This is a genomic window from Vulgatibacter sp. (genome assembly GCF_041687135.1).
GTDB lineage: Bacteria > Myxococcota > Myxococcia > Myxococcales > Vulgatibacteraceae > JAWLCN01.
Genome location: NZ_JAWLCN010000006.1, coordinates 193,049 through 212,966, shown reverse-complemented (window position 1 = coordinate 212,966; position 19,918 = coordinate 193,049). Strand labels below are relative to the sequence as shown.

The window sequence follows — 19,918 nt, the reverse complement described above, 5'->3', positions numbered from 1 at the left end:
GCTCCCTCCTGCATAGGGAAGGCAGCCTACACACGGCCCCTTCCATCCGCTACCTGTTATCTTCCCCGCGCCGATGACCGACACCGTCCGCGATTACTGCCTCCGGATCCTCCGCGCCGGCGATCTCGCCGCCAAGCTCGCGCCCCCCCGCGCAGCCGACGGCGGCAGGCTCGACGACAGCGCGCCGGGCCCCGCGATCCACGTCGAGGCCCCTGCCCGGAACGAGCGCCTCCGCCTCCACAAGGGGGCCGGACGGCTGCCGCCGCTGAACGCCCTGGGCGATCCCGCCGCCAGGATCTCCACCCTCGCCCGCTTCGCCCACCACGAGTTGATGGCGGTGGAGCTCTTCGCCTGGGCCCTGCTCCAATGGCCGGAGCTGCCTGCCTCGCTGCGCCGCGGCTTCCTCCAGGCGCTGGCGGAGGAGCAGATCCACCTCGGCCTCTACCTCGATCGCCTCGCCGCCCACGGCGCCGCCCTGGGGGACGTGCCCCTCTCCGATTATTTCTGGCAGCACGTGCCCGCCATCGCCGCAGGCGGGCCGCAGGCCTTCCTCGCTGCGATGGGCCTCACCCTCGAGCAGGCAAACCTCGACTTCACCCTCCTCTACCGCGACGCCTTCCGCACCGCAGGCGACGAGGCCACGGCGCAGGTCCTGCAGCGGGTGCACGACGACGAGATCGGCCACGTCCGCCTCGCCGCCGTCTGGCTGCGGCGCCTCGCCGGCACCGGCGACGAGGTGGAGGCCTACGCAGCGGCGGTGCCCTTCCCCTTCTCCGCCGCCAGGGCGAAGGCCCGGCGCTTCGACGTGAAGGCGCGCCGCAGGGCCGGCCTCTCCGACGCCTTCATCGACTGGGTGCGGGCGGCCAAGCCCTACGGAAAGCAGGGATGATCACCCTCCTGCCCAATTTCGGCGCCGAGGAGGGCGACGAGGGGGCGATCCGCCACAAACCCGAGCTCCGCACCGCGGCGCGCCTCTGGCGGGAGCTCTTCGGCCCGGACGTGCGCGTCCTCGACGTGGAGCCGCAGCCGCCGCGCTTCGCCACCGGCGCCGCCTTCGACTGGATCCCGGCAGAGGGCGGCGTGCCCTGGCTCTCTACGCCCCGCGCCAGCAGGCGCCTCGAGAAGCTGGGCCTGCGCCTCGCCGCGCCGGATCCGGAGGTGGTCCGCAGGGTCCACGACAAGGCCTTCGCCCTCCGCACCGCCCGCAAGCTCGGCCTCTGCCCCCTGGGCGATCGGATCCGGATCTTCGAGCCCGACGAGCTTGGCGGCCTCGAAGCGGCCCTGGCCGCGCTGGAGCCGGGCACGGGCTGGGCGGTGAAGCCGCGCTTCGGCTCGAGCGGCAGGGGCCGCATCCCGGTCCGCGGCGGCGTTCTACCGCCGCTGGGCGGCGCGATCGATCGGCTCGCCCGCCTCGGCGGCGCGGTGCTCGAGCCGTGGCTCGATCGCACCGCCGATCTCTCGGTGCAGCTCCACGTGGACCGCGACGGCGCGGTGCGCCTCCTCGGCAGCACCCGGCAGATCCTCTCCTCTTCCGGGATCTACCTCGGCAACCGCTGCCTCCTCGGCGAGAGGCCCCGCGCCGGCACCGACCGCGACGACGCCCTCGAGGCGGCGGCGCTGCAGATCGGCGCAGCAGCTGCGGCGCAGGGCTTCTTCGGCCCCTGCGGGATCGACGCCTTCCTCTACCGCACCGCGGACTGCAGCGAGGTGCTCCGCCCGGTGGTGGAGCTGAACGCGCGCTACACCATGGGCACCGTCGCCCTCGGGATCCTCGAGCGGCTGCGGCAACAGGGCTGGTTGGGAGATGCCCGGGCCTACCTCTTCGCCCTGCGGCCGCCGGCGCAGGTCCCTGCGGGCGTGCGCGTGGTGCCGCTCCTCGACGGCGCCGCCGCCTGGCTCGCGGACGATCCGGACGCCTTCTAACGACGCCTGGGCAGACGGCGCTCGACGTCGGCCCAGATCTGCTCGCTCACCGTCTCGAGCGGCAGCTCCCCGTCGATCACCTGCACCTTGTGGCGCTTGCCGTGGGCTTCCACGTCGCGATCGTAGTGGCGCTCGATCCGCTTCTGCTGCGGCAGGGTCTCGAAGAGATCGACGGTGCCGGGGCTCGCGGCCTGCCTGCGCTTGAGCGCCACGCTCGCGCGCACCCGGAGGAAGAAGGTCACGTCCGGCGGCGGCGCGTAGCGGTTGATCGCCGCCACCCACTCCGCCGGGTTGTCGAGGGATTGGTAGGCGAGCGAGGAGAGCACGTAGCGATCGCAGACGACGTGCATGCCCTGCGCGAGCTTTGGCTCGATGTCCGAGGCGACGTGATCGAGCCGGTCGCCGGCGAAGAGCAGCGCCAGCGATCGCCGGTCCCAGCTGCCGCCGCGGTAGCCGACCAGCCGGCCCGCCAGCATCATCCGGATTTGCGATCCGATCGGCCCGCTCGAAGGCTCGGCGGTGAAATGGGCCCGCTCGCCGGCGGCGCGCAGCCGGCGCACCAGCTCCTGCGCCTGCGTGGTGGTGCCGGCGCCGTCGAGCCCCTCGAATACGATGAATCGTCCGCGTTTGCTCGCCACCGGGCGTCTGTAGGCAGGGGCGCCGGACCGGGTCAAGCGCCGATCACCGGCTGCTGGCAGCTCCCGCAGAGCGAGCCCACCCTCTGCTCCGGCAGGCCGCAGCCGCGGCAGGTGGCGAGATCGCCGTCGGCCGCTGTCTGGCGCTTCGCTGCGGCGCCGGGCGCCGCCCCCACCCGCATCCCGCAGCGCCCGCAGAAGACGCTCATCCCCTGCTGCCACGAGGTGCCGCAGTAGCGGCAGGCGATCGCAGCAGGCACAGGCGCTGCGACCTTCTCGTCGAGGGCGGTGGCTTCGAAGGCCGGCACCGGCTCGGTCTGCACCGGGACGTCCTGCGTCTCGAAGTGGGTCGGCTCCAGCCCCTCGAGCCCGTCGGGCAGCGGCTCGATCCCGTCGTCCACCGAGGTGAGTTCGAGCCCCGGAATCCGATCCAGCGCCACGTTCCCCGCCTCGTCGAGCCGGGTCGTCTCGAGCCCCTCCACCTGCTGGACAGGGACGGCCCAATGCTTCGGGCGGTCGTGCAGGGAGGCCCCGCAGACGACGCAATCCCAGGCGTTGTCCTGCTGGGTATGGCAAACCGGGCACACGATCTGGGGAGCGCTCATCGCCGCGAACCGTAGCGGCGCCCCTTCCCCCGGGTCAATCGCGGGCCTTGTGTCCTGCTGCGGAAAGCGGCGGGCCGACCGTGCGGTTGCCTGGCCTCCTGCCGATCGCTACGGTCGCAGCCCGACCCGAAGGAGGAGACGATGGAGCGCAGCGAAGAGGTGGCCAGGGAGCGCAGCGAGGAGATCCTCCGCTACTGGTTCGGCGACGAGGGGGGCGATGGCTGGAGCATTCCTGCGGGCAAACAGGCGTTCTGGTTCGGCAAGGACGACGCCGTCGACGCCGAGATGCGCAGGCGCTTCCTCTACGACATGGAGCGCGCAGCAGCGGGACTGCTCCGCGACTGGGCCCGCACGCCGCGCGGCAGCCTCGCGCTGGTGATCCTCCTCGACCAGATGCCGCGGAACATCCACCGCGGGACCCCGGCGGCCTTCGCCCACGACGGCCAGGCCCTCGCGCTGGTCCGCGACGGGATCGAGCAGGGCTTCGATCGGCAGCTGCGGCCGGTCGAGCGCGCGTTCTACTACCTGCCCTTCGAGCACGCGGAGGATCGCGCGGCGCAGGCGGAGGGCGTGCGCCTCTACGAAGCGCTCGAGGCTGCGGCGCCGCCCGACGCGCGGGAACGCTTCCACGTCTTCACCGATTTCGCGGTCCGGCACCGGGAGATCGTCGATCGCTTCGGGCGCTTCCCCCACCGCAACCAGATCCTCGGACGGCAGAGCAGCGACGAGGAGAAGGCGTTCCTGCAGCAGCCGGGTTCCTCCTTCTGAAGCAGCGAGGCCCGGCGGAGGGGGTGCAACTTTCCGCACTCCCTGCGTGTACTGCGCTCGTGGGATACCGGTCTCGTCCTCGGAGGAGACCGCGCCATGTTCGGACGCATCGCCGCACCAGCAGCCACAGCGCCCGCCACCGCGATCCTCGACGAGGCCGTTCACGCTTTCAGGGGCCGGGCCCGCGACGCTGCGGGCAACGAGGCCGAGGCCGCCCACTTCTCCGAGGTGGAGCGCCTCGACCCGTCGGTGCAGCGCACCGACGGGCCCCACACCTATACGGCCAGCACGTCGGCAACTTTTGTCTTCACCTGCGACGAGGCGGACTGCTTTCGGGCATGCTCGCTGGACGGCGCGTCATTCAGGCAAAGCACCATCCCTGCCGGATGGACGAAGGTCGCCGACGAATCCCACCAGCTGGCCGTTCACGCCATCCGCCCCAGGGGCCAGGACGCGCTCGTTGCCTCCGCGAGAGCCGGAGAGACGCGCGACTGCCCGGGGGCCGTCATCGCTGTGTGACGGGGCCCCCTGCCACCGGGAGGCAGGGGGCCCGTCACGATTCGCGGTGATCCGCGACGCCTACCGCTCACATCCTGCAGGACGAACCGACACCCGGAGTTCGTCATGCGGATCGCCCGCAGCGCAGCCCTCCTCCTCTCCATCGCCCTCGCCGCCTGTGCTGCCGAGGAGAAGGAGCCCGTCGCCCAGCCGGTCTTGAGCGACAGGCTCCTGGAGCTCCTCTCGCAGCCCCCCGGCACCTCCGACTACCTCGCCGGCAAGGCCGGTGCAGCCCGCGACGCGAAGACGGTCGAGGTCTACGCCGACGAGGCGCTCGCGAAGCTCGTGGGCAGCAGGCCCGTCGAGGCGGACGGATCCTTCAAGGCGATCGATCTGGGTGACAACGCGCACGCGCGCGTCTGGGCCGTCGCCCGCGCCGGCGATCAGCGGGCAGCGCCCCTCGCTCTCGACAACGACATTCTGGCGCCGCCGCTGGTCGTCCGGCCCGAGTCGGTGGTGGGTCCACAGGCGAGCTTCACCCTCGACTGCGGCGGCGAGAGCTGCGAGCGGCGCTTCTCCCTCGATGGCGGCGCGCCGGGCGATTGTGGTCCGGTGCTCTCGTTCCAGGAGCTCGGACCCGAGCCCCACGAACTCGTGGTGAGCGCGAGCGACGAGGCAGGAAACGTCGCCGAGGTCCGCTTCGCCTGGGAGGCGCCTGCGGTGCTGCTCGAGGAGGCGCCCGCCGATCCGACCAACCGCCCCACCGCCAGCTTCTTCTTCGGCTGCAGTCTGGAGGATTGCAGCTTCTCCTGCTCGGTCGACGGCCGCGCGTGGGAGGCGTGCACCTCCCCCTGGGCCGTGGAGGCCGCCGTGGAGCGGGCCTACGAGGTGCGGATCCGCGCAGCGAACCGCGACGGCATCGTCGGCTTCCCGGTGGCGCACCGCTGGAGCCACGACGCCACACCGCCGCAGCTGGTGATCGAGGCGGCGCCCGCTGGCCGCACGGCGGAGACGGCGGTTACCATCGGCTTCGTCTGCAGTGGCGACTGCACCACGACCTGCAGCCTCGACGGGCGCAGCGCGCCCTGCGAGGGCGCCGCTTCCTACGCCGATCTCGCCGACGGCGATCACGTCTTCACCCTCATCGGCAGGGATCGTGCGGGGAACACCGCGGACGCACGGGTAAGCTGGACGATCGACACCGAGCCGCCGGCGCTCACCCTCGCCGGCGTGCCGATCGGCCCGACCGACAGAACCTGGGCGCTGGTGCAGCCCCACTGCGAGGCCCCCTGCACCCTGCGCTGCAGTCTCGACGACGGAACGGAGCTTCCCCGCTGCGACGAGGGGCTCTTCCTCGAAGGGATCGAGCCCGGCGAGCACCGCCTCGTGGTCCGCGCGGCGGACGATCTCGGCAACGAGCGGGAGGACGCGCGCACGTGGACCGTCTCGCTGCCCGTCTTCACCGCCATCGACGTCGGTGCGGCCCACGTCTGCGCCATCGACGATCAGAGGCGGCTCCACTGCTGGGGCGAGAACGTCGCCGGCCCCGGTGTCGCGCAGGTGCAGCTTCCGGGCAGCTGGACCGCGGTGGACGCGGGCTGGTCGAGCACGTGCGCCATCGACGAGAACGGCGCGCTGCACTGCTGGGGATCGAATTTCTTCGGGCAGCTCGGGCAGGGGGATCTCGTCGATCGAGCCGCGCCGACCCGGGTCGGCACCGCGAGCGATTGGCAGGCGGTGTCGGTGGGGGCGGGCCATGCCTGCGGCATCCGGGCGGGGACGCTGTGGTGCTGGGGGCAGAACGGCAGCGGTGCGATCGGCGACGCGACCTACATCGATCGCCCGGCACCGGTGCAGATCGGCACCGACGCGGATTGGGAGCGCATCGCCGCAGGCGGCGATCACACCTGCGGCCTGCGTGCAGGCGGCGTGCTGCAGTGCTGGGGCAACGGGATCCACGGCCAGCTCGGCACCACACCGGCGCGCACCGCCTCCTCGCCGCAGACGGTGCCCGGCAACTGGATCGGCGTGAGCGCCGGCGCCCTCCACACCTGCGCCAACGTCTTCATGGGCAGCTCGTGCTGGGGGGACAACTCGCAGGGGCAGGTGGGGCCGCTGCCCCTGGCCCGCTCCCTCACCCCGCTCGCCACCGACTGGATGCAGGCGGTGGCCGGTGGCTACCACAGCTGCGGCGTGGCGCTCGACGGCAGCATCGCCTGCGCCGGTGCCAACGACGCGGGCCAGAGCGGCTCGAACCAGCTGGCCGTGGTGCAGCCGCCGGCGCAGGCGGCGCCTCGCGCGCTCTGGTCGCGGCTCGCAGCGGGCGTCTCCAACTCCTGCGCCCTGCGGGCGGACGGCAGCGCGTGGTGCTGGGGCTCCAGCGCCTCGGGGCAGCTGCGCCTCGGCGGTACCGGCGCGAGCAGCGTACCGCTCGACGCGTTCCGCATGCGTGGGATCGCCTCCGTGGAGGCGGGTGTCGCCACCACCTGCGGCATCACCGGCGACGGCAGCCGCTTCTGCGCCGGGCGCAACGGCGGCTATGAGCTCGGTGATGGTGGCGCGCTCTCCCGGACCGTCGCCCGGCGTGCGGATCAGCGGCGCTGGGCGGACCTGGCGCTCGGCCTCGGCCACGGCTGCGGCATCGACGAGAGCGGCGCGCTCTTCTGCTGGGGCACCGACCGCAACCAGGTCCTCGGCCTCGGCAACGTCCTGCCGGCGCCGACGCCGTGGGACGAGAGCCAGAGCTGGGTCGACGTCGCCGCAGGCGAAGGCCACGTCTGCGGCGTCCGCGACTCGGGGTCGCTGTGGTGCTGGGGCCAGAACGGAAGCGGCGAGGCGGGCCTCGGCGTGGGGCTCGGCAGCACCGGCACCGCGATGCGGGTGTCGGGCACCGGCTGGAGCCGCGTCGCCGCAGCCCACCGGCTGACCTGCGGCCTCCGCGACGGCGGCAGCGCCTGGTGCTGGGGTTCCTGGCGTGGCGTCGAGGCCGGCACCCTGCCCGGTGCCGAGCCGACCCGTGTCGCAGCCGCGTACGACGACTTCGTCGCCATCGATCCCGGCAACCACCACGCCTGTGGTCTGCGCGCGGGCGGCGAGCTCCACTGCTGGGGCCTGGGTGGTGACGGGCAGCTCGGCGACGGCGCCGCCACCGATGCGCTCAGCGAGCCGGTGCAGGTCCCGGGCAGCTGGGTGGCCTTCGCCGCAGGCGGCAGGCATACCTGTGCGATCAGCACCGCGGGGACACTCCACTGCTGGGGGGCCAACGACCGCGGCCAGGCTGCAGCAGGTGCCCTGCCCTCCACCGCAGCGCCGGTGCAGGTAGGGATCGCCAGCGATTGGATCGGCGTCACCGCCGGCACCGACCACACGTGCGCCGTCCGTGCCGACGGCACGGTGGCCTGCTGGGGCGAGAACGCGTCGGGCCAGCTCGGCGAGGGCACCGCGCTCCGCAGCACGCCGGTCGGCATCGGCCTGCCCTGATCTCCACCGGCGCGGGGGTTCGTTGCAGAAGAGCTCAACCCACCCGCGCCAGGCTCATCCGCTCCGCGAAGCGCTCGAAGACCTCCGCTTCGAGCGCCTTGTGGCGGGCCAGCGTGGGATCGGCGCGGACCAGCTCGAAACCGTCGGCGCGGGCCTCCTCGAGGAGGCGCGCGTCCCGGGAGAGATCGGCGAATTGCAGCTCCGGCAGGCCCGCCTGCCGGGTGCCGAGGAACTCGCCGGGGCCGCGGATCTCGAGGTCCGCCTGGGCGATCCGGAAGCCGTCGGTGGTCTGCTCCATGATCGCGAGGCGCTCGCGGGCCCTGCCCTCCCTGCCCGCGTGATCGACGAGGAAGCAGAAGCTCCTGGCGGCGCCGCGGCCCACGCGGCCGCGGAGCTGGTGGAGCTGCGAGAGGCCGAAGCGCTCGGCGTGCTCGATCACCATCACGCTGGCGTTGGGCACGTCGACGCCCACCTCGACCACGGTGGTGGCGACGAGCAGATCGATCGCGTGGGCGCGAAATGCGGCCATCACCTCGTCGCGCTCGTCGGCCTTCATCCTGCCGTGGAGCAGGCCAAGCCGCTTGCCGGGGAAGCGCTCCTGCAGCACGGCGAGGCCGCGGGTGGCGTCCTCGAGATCGGAGCGCTCGCTCTCCTCGATCAGGGGATAGACCACGTAGGCCTGGCGCCCCTCGCCGAGCTGCGCGTCGAGGATCTCGTAGATCTTCTCCCGGCTCTTCGACGGCACCACCTTCGTCTTCACCGGCGTGCGCCCCGGCGGCAGCTCGTCGATCACGGTCTGGGTCATCTCGCCGTGGAGCACCAGGGCGAGGGTCCGCGGGATCGGTGTGGCGGTCATCACCAGCACGTCGGGGCGGCGCCCCTTGGCGATGAGCTCGGCGCGCTGCTCCACGCCGAAGCGGTGCTGCTCGTCGATGACCACGAGGCCGAGCTCGGAGAAGAGCGAGCCCTCCGAGACCAGGGCGTGGGTGCCCACCGCGATCCGGGCCCTGCCCGATCCGATCGCCTCCCGGGCCTGCGAGAGCGCCTTGCCGCCGCGGCCGGCGGCGAGGAGCGCCACCTCGATCCCGGTGCCCTCGAGGAGCTGGGTGAAGTTGCGGTGGTGCTGCTCGGCGAGGATCTCGGTGGGGGCCATCAGCGCCGCCTGCCTGCCGTCGAAGACGGCGAGGAGGCAGGCGACCAGCGCCACCGCGGTCTTGCCCGAGCCCACGTCGCCCTGGATCAGGCGGTTCATCGGCGCGGGCTGCCCCATGTCCTCGGCGATGGCGGCGATGGCGCGCACTTGCGCGCCGGTAGGGGTGAAGGGGAGCATGCCGATCGCCCGGTCGATCTGCTGCTGCGACACGTCGAAGACGTGGCCCGGCTCGACCTGCACCCCGCGGGCCTTCAGGGCGAGGCCGATGGAGATGAGCAGGAGCTCTTCGTAGGCGAGGCGGCGGTGTCCCGGCGAGGCGCCTGCTGCCAAGGCGGCGGCGTCGGCCTCGTTTCCGGGGAAGTGGACCGAGGCCAACGCCTCCTGCACGGGGACGAGGCCGCGCTTCTCCCGGAGCGCCGCCGGGAGGACCTCCGGCACGTCGCGCAGGTGCGCCGCCAGCGCCCGGTGGACGAGGGCGCGGTAGCGGCCCTGCCCCACCTCGTCCATGCCGCGGTAGGCGGGGACGATCCGGTTCATGTTGAGCGAGGCGCCCTCGGAGTCGAGCTCGTCGCTCTCCTCGAGTTCGGGATGGACGATCTGCTTGAAGCCGCCGAAGAGCTTCACCTCGCCCCAGACGAAGAAGCGCTTCCCCCGCTCGAAGCGCTTCAGCATCGAGGGCCAGTAGTGGAAGAAGGTGAGCGCGAGGCGCGAGGTCTCGTCGCGGAGGACGACGCGGAGCATCTTGCGCCGCTGCCGCGGATTGAAGACCTCGGTCGCCTCGACCACCTCGCCGAAGGTGAGCCCCTTCTGGCCGGGGACGAGGTCGCGGATGGTGGCGAGGCCGCGGCGGTCCTGGTAGCCGCGGGGCAGCGCGAAGAGGAGGTGGCCGACGGAGCCGATCCCCTTCTTCGCCAGGAGCTGCGCGGTGCGGGGGCCGACGCCGGGGTAGTCGGCGAGGGGCAGATCGAGCCTGCCGCGGGCGTAGGCGGGCAAGGTGATCCGGGCGGGGGTGCTGCTCTCCGGCTCCTCGGCGGGAGCGGCGGCCCTGGGCTGCGCTGCCTTGCGGGCCTTCGGCTTCGCGGTGGGAGGGGCGGCGCGCTTCGGCTTCGGCTTCGCCTGCTGCTGTGCCGCCGGCGGCTCGAGGCGGAAGGACTGTTCCCGCGGAGGCGCGCTGGTGGCGAAGGGCTGCCAGGCGTCGGGCAGATCGGCGGCGAACGGCTCCACCACCTCGACGCCGGGGGGGACCTGCGGCCCCCGCCGCGTTCCCGCGGGAACACCCCCCGCCGCCGCCGCCAGATCCGGCGGCAGCGCCACCAGCCGCCCGAGCACCTCGAGCACCCGGCGCACCGCCGCCTCGCGGCCACCCGGCGGCGCCGCGTCGAAGGCCGCCGCCGCAGCAGCCAGCGCCTCGACCCCTGCAGGGTCGGCCCCGGCCGCCAGCGCCTTCGGCGCGTGGTGCTCCACCACCCGGCGCAGATCGCGCAGGTTCGCCGCCCCGGCGAATCCATCGCGGACCGCGAAGCGCAGCGGAAAGAAGAGCTCGGTGAGCGGTCCGGCCACGGCGTCCATCAAGCCGAACGGGGCGTCCGCCGGCAAGGAAAGCCGGCACGACGCCCCGTGGAAAAGCACCGCCTGCGCGGCGATGCGGTCAGGCGCCCTCTGCCAGCGCCGGCTCCTCGTCCTCGACGAAGTCCACCTCGAGGATCTCGTATTCACGGGGCCCGCCCGGGGCCTGCACCACCACCGTGTCGCCGACCTCCTTGCCGATCAGCGATCGGGCGATGGGGCTGGTCACGGAGATGAGGCCCTTCTTCAGATCGGCCTCGAACTCCCCCACGATCCGGTAGCGCACCGTCTTCTCGCCCTCGGTGTCCTCGAGGCTCACGGTCGCGCCGAAGAGGACCCGGTCGCCGGAGAGCTTGGAGACGTCGATGACGTCCGCACGGGCGAGCCAATCCTCGACCTGCTGGATCCGGCCCTCGATGTGGCTCTGCTTCTCCTTGGCGAATTTGTACTCGGCGTTCTCGGACAGGTCGCCGTGGGCCCGCGCTTCCTCGATCTCGCGCACGATGCGAGGGCGCTCCACCGTCTTGAGCTTCTTGAGCTCGTCGGTCAGCTTGGCCTTGCCGGAGGCGGTCATCGGGATCTTGTCGGACATCGTCTCTCTTCCTGCCTATGGGCCTGGCCCGTTCTCCCTCCGGGCCGGCACGTCGAGTCCCTGAAAAGCAAGCGGCCGGCTCCGGGGGGTGCCCGGATCGGCCGCAACGAGTAGCCACGTTCGCACAACGGAATCGGCAGTGTCAACGTTCCCCGGTCCAGGCGAAAGTCCGTCCTGTGGGGTCCAATCCGCACTTTAAGGCGAAGATCTCTTGCAACCGGCCGGGCGTGCGCATCTTCGCTCCGATGAACGAGGAGAAACGCGCCCGCTGGTCCCAGACCGTCTTCCTCACCGGCTTCCTCCTGACGCTGGCGCTCTTCGTCTGGGTGCTCCGGCCCTTCCTCGTCACCATCGCCATCGCCATCACCGGCGCGGTGGTGCTGATGCCGGTGCAGGATCGCCTCGCCCGGCTCCTCGGCGGCCGCCGCACCCTGGCAGCGTGGATCTGCACCTTCTTCACGGTGGTGCTCCTCCTCGCGCCGCTCACCCTGATCACGATCCGGGTGGTGGTGGAGGCGGTGCCGGTGGTGAGCGAGCTCGCCCGCACCGTCGGCGAGGGCGGCCTCGCCCATTGGTTCACCGCCGAGGCCCCCGTGCCGCTCCGGCGCACCTATGAGCGGGTGATCGAGATGGGCCTCGGCGAGCAGCTGCGCGACGCCCTCGGCGCCACGGCAGCGTGGCTCGGGGCCTTCGTCGCCAAGCTCCCCACCGTGGCGGTGCTCCTCGTCACCGACGGCTTCGTGCTCGTCGTCGCCCTCGTCTGGTTCTTCGCCGCGGGCCCCTTCATCATCCGGCGCCTCGCCGAATCGATCCCGATGGAGCCGCGCTACACCGACGATCTCCTCCGGACCATGGGCGCCGGCATCCGGACCATCATCCTCGCCAGCCTCCTCACCGCGGCGATCCAGGGCGTGCTCGGCTTCGGCGCCTTCTGGTTCATCCACCTGCCCTACCCGATGCTCCTCGCTGCGGTGATGGCCTTCTTCTCCTTCGTCTTCTCGCTGGTGCCGGTCCTCGGCAGCGGCCTCGTCTGGGGTCCCGCCGGCGTCTGGCTGATCCTCGCCGGCAGGCCGTGGGCAGGGATCTTCCTGCTCGCCTACGGGATGCTGGTCCTCGGCTCGGTGGACAACATCGTGAAACCCTTCTTCACGAAGGACTCCCTGCAGCTCCCGCCGGCGGTGGTCTTCGTCACCATCTTCGGCGGCCTCGCCGCCTTCGGCCCCGTGGGCGCGCTCATCGGCCCGCTCATCGCCGCGGCGGTGGGCGCCTTCCTGCGGATCTGGCGCGAGGACTTCCTCCGGCTGCCCCCGGCGGCGGAGGCGGGTCCGAACTTCCAGCCCCCGCACCTGCCGCCGGAGCCCCACGATCACCGCGGCGACCTGCCCTTCGAGCAGGACCGCCGCGGCCCCAGGGACGAAGGCAACCAGCGCTGAAGGACGGGCAGCGCCTGGCTGCCGGTCCTTCGTTCACTTCGTCTCGGTCTCGCCCTGCTGCGGCAGCAGCGAATCGAGGCGGTAGCGCCGCAGCGAGCTGACCTTGCCATGTCCGGCACCAGCGGGCGTCTCCACCACGTAGAGATGCTCGCCGGTCAGGCCCATGTCCAGGATCTGCACCTCGTCACTGGTGCCGTTCACCTCGGTGAGGGGCCAATCGCCTGCGCGGGTCAGCCAGATGCGGTGGCGGTACCGCCCTGCTGGCAGGAAATCCCGGTCGTGGGCAATCGTGGCGGCCACGAAGATGCCCGAGGTCGCCATATCGCGGATGAGGACTTTTTCGTCCCCTAGAGAGGGTCCCGCCTCCAAGCCATCGTCCGCGCGGGCGGCTGCGAAGAAATGCGCGCCAGCTCTGGCGTCGCAGGCCGCCACGGGCCCCGGCTCGAAATAGATGCCCGCGGCTGCGTCCGCCCCTACGGCGAGTCCGCAGACCTGGCCGGGAAGCGATGGTCCGATGCTGCGTACGCCGGCGCCGTCGGGCGCCCACGCCCGGAGGCTGGCGAATGGGGCGGCAGCTCGGTTCTCCGCCCAGATCGCGAGGCCCGCCCCCGCGCTGCCGATCCCCACGAAGGAGCCGGACGCGAGCCGGGTGATCTCCGTAATCTCGCTCGACCCTGGTTCCACCGAGGCGAGAATGGCCTGGCCGCAATCGTAGAAGCGATGACCGCCGCCCGTATCGATGTGAAAGCGGTCGCACGCGCGGTCGTAGGCGCTGGTCGGAGTCCAGGGGAGCTGCCAAATCCACCGCGCCGCATCCGTATCCCAGTATCCCTGGAGGCGGTAGAAGGTCGAGGAAGAGGGCCTTTTTCGCGAGGTGACCAATTGCAGGGCGCTGTTGAAGCCGCCGAAGAAGAGGCAGGTCGTCTCCCTACCGTCCGCCGGTACCTCCAGGCGCCAGGCGGTCCGGGTCACGCCGTCTCCCAGATCGACGATCCGTCCGAGGACGAGCCCCGTCTCGCCCGTCTCGATCATCGAGTGACCGAAGGAGAGGTGCATGCGCTCCTCTCCGCCGACTACGGTGGAGCCAAGCGTTGGCCGGGCAGCGAAGCGACCGAAGCCCTGCCAGACGTCGGCGGTCTCGCACCCCGTGCCGCAGGAGCTCCATTCAATGGCGGGGAAGAGCTCCGCCGTGGCAGGAGCGGCGACTGCCAGCGTGCAGTCGTACCCCCAACCGTCCTCCGCCGGCGCGGGGCTCCAACCCTCGTCGGCAGCGATCCACGCTTGGTCAGCTCGAATCGGCACCGGTCCCGCGTTCTCTTCCCCCAGGCTGCCTCCGCTGCCACCCGTACCGCCGGCGCCCGCTCCTCCTTCTCCGCCGGTCGCAGCGTTGGCTCCCGTTCCGCCTGCTCCACCGGCCGCGATGCCACCCGCCCCGCCCGTGGCGATCGGCGTCTCGCCAGTGGAGCCGTCCCGTCCAGCAGCGGGCAACGCCGTCGACTCGACACACCCCACCCCCGCCGCGCCGAACAGGAACGCGACGGTGGCGAGCGGAAGCGTACGAGTTAGAGCGACAGGCATGGCTCTCCCTGAATATGGCTCTTGAAAGGGCACGTAGCCGAAAAGGAGGGCGGCGGGAAGACACCGCACGGCTGCCCCCCCCTGGCCGGGGCGTGGCGCCCCTGCGAGGCCGTGCCTACTCGGACCTCTCACCACCCAATGGAGGTTCGACGATGCACGTCTTTCGCATGGCGGCTGTGCTCGGATGTCTCGTTCTCGCAGGGCCCGTACTCGCACAGGGCCAGAGCCAGGGCCGCAGCAAGGCGCCGCCGCCCAAGCAGCAGGGCCAGCAGGCGCCGCAGAAGAACGGCCAGGCCCGCAAGGCGGGCGCCACCACGCCGGCGCCGGAGCTGAAGCAGCTCGCCTGGTACGAGGGCAATTGGAGCTGCACCGGCAAGAACCTCGCCCCGGTCCTGGGCCCGGTGGGCGACGCGAAGTCCAACTCGAAGATCCAGTCGATGCTCGGCGGCCACTGGATCGGCGTCAGCTACCAGGGCGTCGGCGCGAAGGGGCAGTGGTCCCTCGCCGAGGAATCGGTGATGGGCTGGGACGCCGATGAGAAGGAGTACGTGTGGCACGGCGTGGACAACACCGGTGCCTACAGCGAGCTCACGTCGAAGGGCTGGGAAGGCGAGAAGATGGTCTGGACCGGCGACACCGACATGGCCGACGGCACCGACATGGATGCCCGCCGCACCTTCACCCGCTCCGGCCAGAGCCAGGGCCAGCTGGTGATCGAGCTGGAACAGGGCGGCTCGCTCACCCGCATCGCCGAGTACACCTGCCGCAAGAGCAAGTAGCCTCCGCCGCAAACACGAACGGCGCTCACCGCCTGTCGAGGCGGGAGCGCCGTCGTCGTTCCAGCGGGCCGGGCTCTAGCGGCGGTACGCCGGGTGGAACTCCTGCAGCGAGCGCACGCCGAGCTCCGCCTTCTGCAGGACCTCGAGGGCCGAGACCGCGGCGCGGGCGCCGGCGATGGTCGTGTAGTAGGGGATGCCCCGGTTCAGCGTCTCGCGGCGGATCGGGTAGCTGTCCGCCAGCTCCTTCTTGCCCGCCGTGGTGTTGATCACGAAGTGGATGTCGCCGTCGAGGATCTTGTCGATGACGTGCGGCCGCCCCTCGGCGATCTTGAGCACCATCGCCGTCTCGATCCCCTGTTCCGCGAGGTAGGTCGCGGTGCCGCGGGTGGCGATGAGATCGAAGCCCAGCGCCGCGAGCCTGCGGGCCAGCTCCGCAGCGGCGCCCTTGTCCTCGTTGCGCACGGAGACGAAGCAGCGGCCGGAGGTGGGCAGCGCGTTGCCGGCGCCGACCTGGCTCTTCCAGAAGGCGCGGGCGAAGTCGGTGTCGATGCCCATCACCTCGCCGGTCGACTTCATCTCGGGCCCGAGCACCGGATCGACGCCCTGGAATTTGATGAAGGGGAAGACCGACTCCTTCACCGCCGAGTGCTTCATCACCGGGCGGTCCGGCAGATCGGCGGGGAGCTTGATCCCCACCTGCGCCAGCGCCGCGAGCTTGGCCAGCGGCGTGCCGGTGGCCTTGGCCACGAAGGGCACGGTGCGCGAGGCGCGGGGGTTCACCTCGAGGACGTAGACCTCGTCGCCCTGCACCGCGAACTGGGTGTTCATCAGGCCGACGACGCCGAGCTCTTCGGCCATCGCCATCGCCTGCTCCTCGATCTTCCGCACGATGTCGGCGGAGAGCGAGTACGGCGGGAGCACGCAGGCCGAGTCGCCGGAGTGCACGCCGGCCTCCTCGATGTGCTCCATCACGCCGCCGACCACCACGCGGTCGCCGTCGCGGACCACGTCGATGTCGACCTCGAGGGCGTCGCGGAGGTAGCGGTCCACCAGCACCGGCTTCTCCTCGGAGGCCTGCACCGCGTGCTCGAGGTAGCTCTTGAGCTGCGCCTCGTCGTGGCAGATCTCCATCGCGCGGCCGCCGAGCACGTAGGACGGGCGGACCATCACCGGGTAGCCGATCTCGTTGGCGACGCGGATCGCCTCCTCGGCGGAGCGGCCGATGCCGTTGGCGGGCTGCTTGAGGCCCAGCTTGTTCACCACCTCGGCGAAGCGCTCGCGGTCCTCGGCGCGGTCGATGGCGTCGGGCACGGTGCCGAGGATCTTCACCCCGGCCTGCTCGAGGGCCACCGAGAGCTTGAGCGGCGTCTGCCCGCCGAACTGCACGATGGCGCCGATCGGCTTCTCGACCCGGGCGATCTCGAGCACGTCCTCGAAGGTGAGGGGCTCGAAGTAGAGGCGATCGGCGGTCTCGTAGTCGGTGGAGACCGTCTCCGGGTTGCAGTTGACCATGATGGTCTCGAACCCGGCCTCCTTGAGCGCGAAGCAGGCGTGCACGCAGCAGTAGTCGAACTCGATCCCCTGGCCGATGCGGTTGGGACCGCCGCCGAGGATCAGCACCTTCTGCTTGTCGGTGGGCCGCGCCTCGCACTCCTGCTCGTAGGACGAGTAGAGGTAGGGCGTATGGGCCTCGAACTCCGCGGCGCAGGTGTCGACCCGCTTGTAGACCGGGTGCACGCCGAGCTCGTAGCGGCGCGAGCGGATCTGCGCCTCGGTCGTGCCGGTGAGCTGGGCGAGGCGGCGGTCGGAGAAGCCCATCCCCTTGAGCTCGCGGAGGCGGTCGGCGTCGCCTAGCCCCTCGGCTGCGACGAAGCCCTCCTCCTCGACGATGGCGGCGAGCTCCCGGAGGAACCAGGGATCGATCGCGGAGATCTCGAAGACCTCGTCGACGATGAGGCCGGCGCGGAAGCCCTCGGCCACCCAGTAGAGCCGCTGGTTGGTGGGCTTGCGGATCCCGTCGCGGACCTGCTCGAGCTCGTCCTCGCTCCAGGTGGCGCCGGGCTTCTTGCCGAGCGGCGACTCGAAGCCGTGGGAGCCGGTCTCGAGCGAGCGCAGCGCCTTCTGGAACGACTCGCGGAAGGTGCGGCCGATGGCCATCGCCTCGCCCACCGACTTCATCTGGGTGGTGAGGCGGCTGTCTGCCTGGGGGAACTTCTCGAAGGCGAAGCGCGGGACCTTGGTCACCACGTAGTCGATCGAGGGCTCGAAGGCGGCCTTGGTCTCGCGGGTGATGTCGTTGGCGATCTCGTCGAGGGTGTAGCCCACCGCCAGCCGCGCGGCGATCTTGGCGATGGGGAAGCCCGTCGCCTTCGAGGCGAGCGCGCTCGAGCGGGAGACGCGCGGGTTCATCTCGATGACCACCACGCGGCCGTCCACCGGGTTCACGCCGAACTGGATGTTGCAGCCGCCGGTGTCCACGCCGATCTCGCGGATGATCTTCACCGAGGCGTCCCGGAGCCGCTGGTACTCCTTGTCGGTCAAGGTCTGCGCGGGGGCGACGGTGATCGAGTCGCCGGTGTGCACACCCATCGGGTCGAAGTTCTCGATGGAGCAGACGATCACGACGTTGTCGTTGCGATCGCGCATCACCTCGAGTTCGTACTCCTTCCAGCCGAGCACCGACTCGTCGATGAGCACGCTGCGGGTGGGCGAGGCGTCGAGCGCCCACTTCACCTTCTCCTCGAACTCCACCTTGTTGTAGGCGATGGAGCCGCCGGTGCCGCCCATGGTGAAGGAGGGGCGGAGGATGGCGGGGAAGCCAGTGCGCTCGGCGATCTCGCGGGCCTCTTCGAGGGAGTGGGCCACGCCGTTCTTCGGGGTCTCGAGGCCGATGCGCGCCATCGCCGCACCGAAGAGCTCGCGGTCCTCGGCCTTGTCGATCGCCTCGAGGGAGGCGCCGATGAGCTGGCAGCCGTGCGCCTCGAGGATGCCCCGCTCGGCGAGCGCCTTGGCGAGGTTGAGCGCGGTCTGGCCGCCGAGCGTCGGGAGGAGCGCGTCCGGCCGCTCCTTCTCGAGAATCTTGGTGGCGACCTCGACCGTGAGCGGCTCGACGTAGGTGGCGTCCGCCGTCTCCGGGTCGGTCATGATCGTCGCCGGATTGGAGTTGAGGAGGACGACCCGGTAGCCCTCTTCGCGCAGGGCCTTGCAGGCCTGCGTACCCGAGTAGTCGAACTCGCAGGCCTGGCCGATGACGATCGGTCCCGAGCCAACGACGAAGATGGTCTTGAGGTCGGTTCTGCGGGGCATGTGGGTGCTCCTCCGGCTGGCGCGCGCGCGGCTTTTACCAGAAACGTTCGAGGGTGCACAGGTATGCTGAAAGCATTCCCGACGCCTGGTGGAGCGGGGGTGCACGCTTGGGCCTCGAACGGCGGCCAGGACCCTGATCTTCCTGGGGGATCCCCCTTTGTCCGGGAGCCGGCCCCAGGTGGCCGGGGGCCCCGGCGCCAGGCTGCCCCACGGGTATGGGAGTGCAGAAATCCGCACTGTCGGTGCGTCCTCCTCCTCGTGTTCCATCCGCGCGACCTGCCGGGCCCCGCCCGGCGCCGGATCGGCGGCGATGGCCGCGTGGGGGAATGCGACATGTCGAAGCGGCTGGCGATGCTGGTGGCGGTGGTGGCCCTGGGTGCGGTGGCGTGTGGCGGGAGCGGCGACGGCGATTCCGAGGGCGGCCTGAACAACGGCGGCAGCGGCGGTGGTGGCGGAGGCGAGTGCCCCACCGACGTGAACGCGGCCTGCATCGACAGCGGCGCCACCGGCAATCCGGTCGGCCCCTGCGCCGAGGAGAAGGACGCCTACTACGATTGCATCGGCGAGCCCTGCGGCGCCCAGACCGAGCCGGCGTTGATCGCCTGCATCGAGTCCGAGTGCCCTGCTGCCCTGCCCTGCTGGCAGCAGGAGTAGGCCGGGGCCCAGCCCGGCCGAAAGGAAAACGGCGGGTCCCCCTGGAGGGCCCGCCGTTTTCGCGTTCCTTCACGCCGCCTCAGAAGCTAAATTTGGCGATCACCTGCGGCGCCACGGTGGTGTAGCGCTCTCCGGCGAAGTCCATCGCGTGGTGGATCCACACCTCGGAGCCGACCTGGAACTGCCCGCCGCGGGCGCCGACCAGCTCGCCCACGTCGACGAGCAACTGGGGCTGCGTGAGAATGTTCACCGAGGCGGCGTCGGTGCCGTAGACGTCGACGAAGCCCTCGAAGGCGAGGCCGACACCGAGCCGGAAGGGCACGCTCCACGCGCTGGTCACCTGGTAGGTGGCGTCGTTGAAGTTGTCCTTGCGCACGTAGGCGTTGAGGGTCCAGTAGCGGAAGCCGGGCACGACCAGGTTGGTGCCAAGGCCGCCGAGCAGCGCGGAGAAGCCTGCGCCGCGGTTCACCTCGGCGGCGAGGAGCAGATCGCTCACCGGGCCGGCGGCGATCTCGGTGCCGAAGATCTTCCCGAACGACAGGCGCGGCTGCCACTCGGCGTAGATGCTGTAGTCCGTCCCCTCCCCCTGGGCGAAGCGGCCCGACGCCATGTCGAGGAAGGCGAAGCTGTCGCCGTACTTCCACGAGACGCTGTTCTCGAGGGTGAGCGTGAAGAGCCGCTCGGAGGGGGTCGCCATCCCGCTCGCCACGTCGTCGAAGCCCGCGCCGTAGAGGGCGGTGAGGCTGGTGGCGTTGAAGTCCGCGCGAGCGGCGGGGGCAACGGCGAGAACGGCGGCGAAGGCCGCGGCCAGGTGGAGTGCGCGCATGGTGTCGATCCTGGTTGGCAGATGTCCCCGGGTCGCCCCGGAGGCGCTGCTCCTACGCCAGAACCCTTGCGCCCTGCAACAGACGAGCGGCCACCACCTGCCGGCCGCAGGCGACGACCGCT

General features: G+C 71.4%; 15 protein-coding genes. 8 read left to right on the top strand and 7 right to left on the bottom strand.

Going from position 1 to position 19,918, the window contains the following annotated elements:
* The first annotated feature begins 73 nt into the window (after positions 1 to 73).
* Both ACESMR_RS15795 and ACESMR_RS15790 read left to right on the top strand, forming a co-directional pair.
* Positions 74 to 889 (top strand): DUF455 family protein, encoded by an 816-nt coding sequence (locus tag ACESMR_RS15795; protein ID WP_373048063.1) that lies wholly within the window; start codon positions 74 to 76, stop codon positions 887 to 889.
* A complete protein-coding gene (locus ACESMR_RS15790) occupies positions 886 to 1,923 on the top strand; it encodes a hypothetical protein (protein WP_373048062.1) in 1,038 nt (345 codons plus the stop codon). Before ACESMR_RS15795 ends, ACESMR_RS15790 begins: the two co-directional genes overlap by 4 nt.
* Here ACESMR_RS15790 and tmk read toward each other — a convergent pair.
* Both tmk and ACESMR_RS15780 read right to left on the bottom strand, forming a co-directional pair.
* On the bottom strand, positions 1,920 to 2,561 hold the full coding sequence (gene tmk / locus ACESMR_RS15785; protein ID WP_373048061.1) for a dTMP kinase: 642 nt from the start codon (positions 2,559 to 2,561) through the stop codon (positions 1,920 to 1,922). The genes ACESMR_RS15790 and tmk overlap by 4 nt on opposite strands.
* A gap of 32 nt (positions 2,562 to 2,593) precedes the next feature.
* On the bottom strand, positions 2,594 to 3,163 hold the full coding sequence (locus ACESMR_RS15780; protein WP_373048060.1) for a hypothetical protein: 570 nt from the start codon (positions 3,161 to 3,163) through the stop codon (positions 2,594 to 2,596).
* A 141-nt stretch (positions 3,164 to 3,304) separates the two neighbouring features.
* Between ACESMR_RS15780 and ACESMR_RS15775 the strand changes: the two genes are divergently transcribed.
* The 3 genes from ACESMR_RS15775 (at position 3,305) to ACESMR_RS15765 (ending at position 7,909) form a co-directional block, all read left to right on the top strand.
* A complete protein-coding gene (locus ACESMR_RS15775) occupies positions 3,305 to 3,931 on the top strand; it encodes a DUF924 family protein (protein WP_373048059.1) in 627 nt (208 codons plus the stop codon).
* A gap of 96 nt (positions 3,932 to 4,027) precedes the next feature.
* The gene (locus tag ACESMR_RS15770; protein WP_373048058.1) at positions 4,028 to 4,450 is read left to right on the top strand and encodes a hypothetical protein; all 423 of its coding nucleotides are present in this window, start codon (positions 4,028 to 4,030) and stop codon (positions 4,448 to 4,450) included.
* A gap of 105 nt (positions 4,451 to 4,555) precedes the next feature.
* Positions 4,556 to 7,909 carry a hypothetical protein gene (locus tag ACESMR_RS15765; RefSeq protein WP_373048057.1) on the top strand — a complete coding sequence of 1,118 codons (3,354 nt, stop codon included), beginning with the start codon at positions 4,556 to 4,558 and terminating at the stop codon, positions 7,907 to 7,909.
* A 34-nt stretch (positions 7,910 to 7,943) separates the two neighbouring features.
* Here ACESMR_RS15765 and recG read toward each other — a convergent pair whose 3' ends face one another.
* A complete protein-coding gene (recG, locus tag ACESMR_RS15760) occupies positions 7,944 to 10,631 on the bottom strand; it encodes an ATP-dependent DNA helicase RecG (RefSeq protein WP_373048056.1) in 2,688 nt (895 codons plus the stop codon).
* 79 nt (positions 10,632 to 10,710) lie between these two features.
* Positions 10,711 to 11,220: a transcription elongation factor GreA gene (gene greA, locus ACESMR_RS15755; RefSeq protein ID WP_373048055.1), complete on the bottom strand. Its 510-nt coding sequence runs from the start codon at positions 11,218 to 11,220 to the stop codon at positions 10,711 to 10,713.
* A 245-nt stretch (positions 11,221 to 11,465) separates the two neighbouring features.
* On the opposite strand from greA, the gene ACESMR_RS15750 reads away from it, so the two are divergent.
* Entirely contained in the window at positions 11,466 to 12,653 is a 1,188-nt protein-coding gene (locus ACESMR_RS15750; protein WP_373048054.1) for an AI-2E family transporter, read from the top strand.
* 33 nt (positions 12,654 to 12,686) lie between these two features.
* Here ACESMR_RS15750 and ACESMR_RS15745 read toward each other — a convergent pair whose 3' ends face one another.
* Positions 12,687 to 13,709, bottom strand: a complete 1,023-nt coding sequence (locus tag ACESMR_RS15745) for a hypothetical protein (protein WP_373048053.1) — start codon at positions 13,707 to 13,709, stop codon at positions 12,687 to 12,689.
* A 674-nt stretch (positions 13,710 to 14,383) separates the two neighbouring features.
* On the opposite strand from ACESMR_RS15745, the gene ACESMR_RS15740 reads away from it, so the two are divergent.
* Positions 14,384 to 15,010, top strand: a complete 627-nt coding sequence (locus ACESMR_RS15740) for a hypothetical protein (RefSeq protein ID WP_373048052.1) — start codon at positions 14,384 to 14,386, stop codon at positions 15,008 to 15,010.
* A 75-nt stretch (positions 15,011 to 15,085) separates the two neighbouring features.
* On the opposite strand, the gene carB is transcribed toward ACESMR_RS15740, so the two are convergent.
* Positions 15,086 to 18,316: a carbamoyl-phosphate synthase large subunit gene (gene carB, locus ACESMR_RS15735; protein WP_373048051.1), complete on the bottom strand. Its 3,231-nt coding sequence runs from the start codon at positions 18,314 to 18,316 to the stop codon at positions 15,086 to 15,088.
* A gap of 333 nt (positions 18,317 to 18,649) precedes the next feature.
* Between carB and ACESMR_RS15730 the strand changes: the two genes are divergently transcribed.
* Entirely contained in the window at positions 18,650 to 18,970 is a 321-nt protein-coding gene (locus ACESMR_RS15730) for a hypothetical protein (RefSeq protein ID WP_373048050.1), read from the top strand.
* Between the two features lie 79 nt (positions 18,971 to 19,049).
* On the opposite strand, the gene ACESMR_RS15725 is transcribed toward ACESMR_RS15730, so the two are convergent.
* The gene (locus ACESMR_RS15725; RefSeq protein WP_373048049.1) at positions 19,050 to 19,796 is read right to left on the bottom strand and encodes a hypothetical protein; all 747 of its coding nucleotides are present in this window, start codon (positions 19,794 to 19,796) and stop codon (positions 19,050 to 19,052) included.
* Between the last annotated feature and the right edge of the window lie 122 nt (positions 19,797 to 19,918).

Bases quoted from the DNA above. Each gene is read 5' to 3' on its own strand.
- carB (WP_373048051.1), bottom strand. From the start codon at position 18,316: ATGCCCCGCAGAACCGACCTCAAGACCATCTTCGTCGTTGGCTCGGGA.
- ACESMR_RS15770 (WP_373048058.1), top strand. From the start codon at position 4,028: ATGTTCGGACGCATCGCCGCACCAGCAGCCACAGCGCCCGCCACCGCG.
- ACESMR_RS15725 (WP_373048049.1), bottom strand. From the start codon at position 19,796: ATGCGCGCACTCCACCTGGCCGCGGCCTTCGCCGCCGTTCTCGCCGTT.
- recG (WP_373048056.1), bottom strand. From the start codon at position 10,631: ATGGACGCCGTGGCCGGACCGCTCACCGAGCTCTTCTTTCCGCTGCGC.
- ACESMR_RS15790 (WP_373048062.1), top strand. From the start codon at position 886: ATGATCACCCTCCTGCCCAATTTCGGCGCCGAGGAGGGCGACGAGGGG.
- ACESMR_RS15750 (WP_373048054.1), top strand. From the start codon at position 11,466: ATGAACGAGGAGAAACGCGCCCGCTGGTCCCAGACCGTCTTCCTCACC.
- ACESMR_RS15775 (WP_373048059.1), top strand. From the start codon at position 3,305: ATGGAGCGCAGCGAAGAGGTGGCCAGGGAGCGCAGCGAGGAGATCCTC.
- ACESMR_RS15765 (WP_373048057.1), top strand. From the start codon at position 4,556: ATGCGGATCGCCCGCAGCGCAGCCCTCCTCCTCTCCATCGCCCTCGCC.
- ACESMR_RS15730 (WP_373048050.1), top strand. From the start codon at position 18,650: ATGTCGAAGCGGCTGGCGATGCTGGTGGCGGTGGTGGCCCTGGGTGCG.
- greA (WP_373048055.1), bottom strand. From the start codon at position 11,220: ATGTCCGACAAGATCCCGATGACCGCCTCCGGCAAGGCCAAGCTGACC.
- ACESMR_RS15795 (WP_373048063.1), top strand. From the start codon at position 74: ATGACCGACACCGTCCGCGATTACTGCCTCCGGATCCTCCGCGCCGGC.
- ACESMR_RS15780 (WP_373048060.1), bottom strand. From the start codon at position 3,163: ATGAGCGCTCCCCAGATCGTGTGCCCGGTTTGCCATACCCAGCAGGAC.
- ACESMR_RS15740 (WP_373048052.1), top strand. From the start codon at position 14,384: ATGCACGTCTTTCGCATGGCGGCTGTGCTCGGATGTCTCGTTCTCGCA.
- ACESMR_RS15745 (WP_373048053.1), bottom strand. From the start codon at position 13,709: ATGCACCTCTCCTTCGGTCACTCGATGATCGAGACGGGCGAGACGGGG.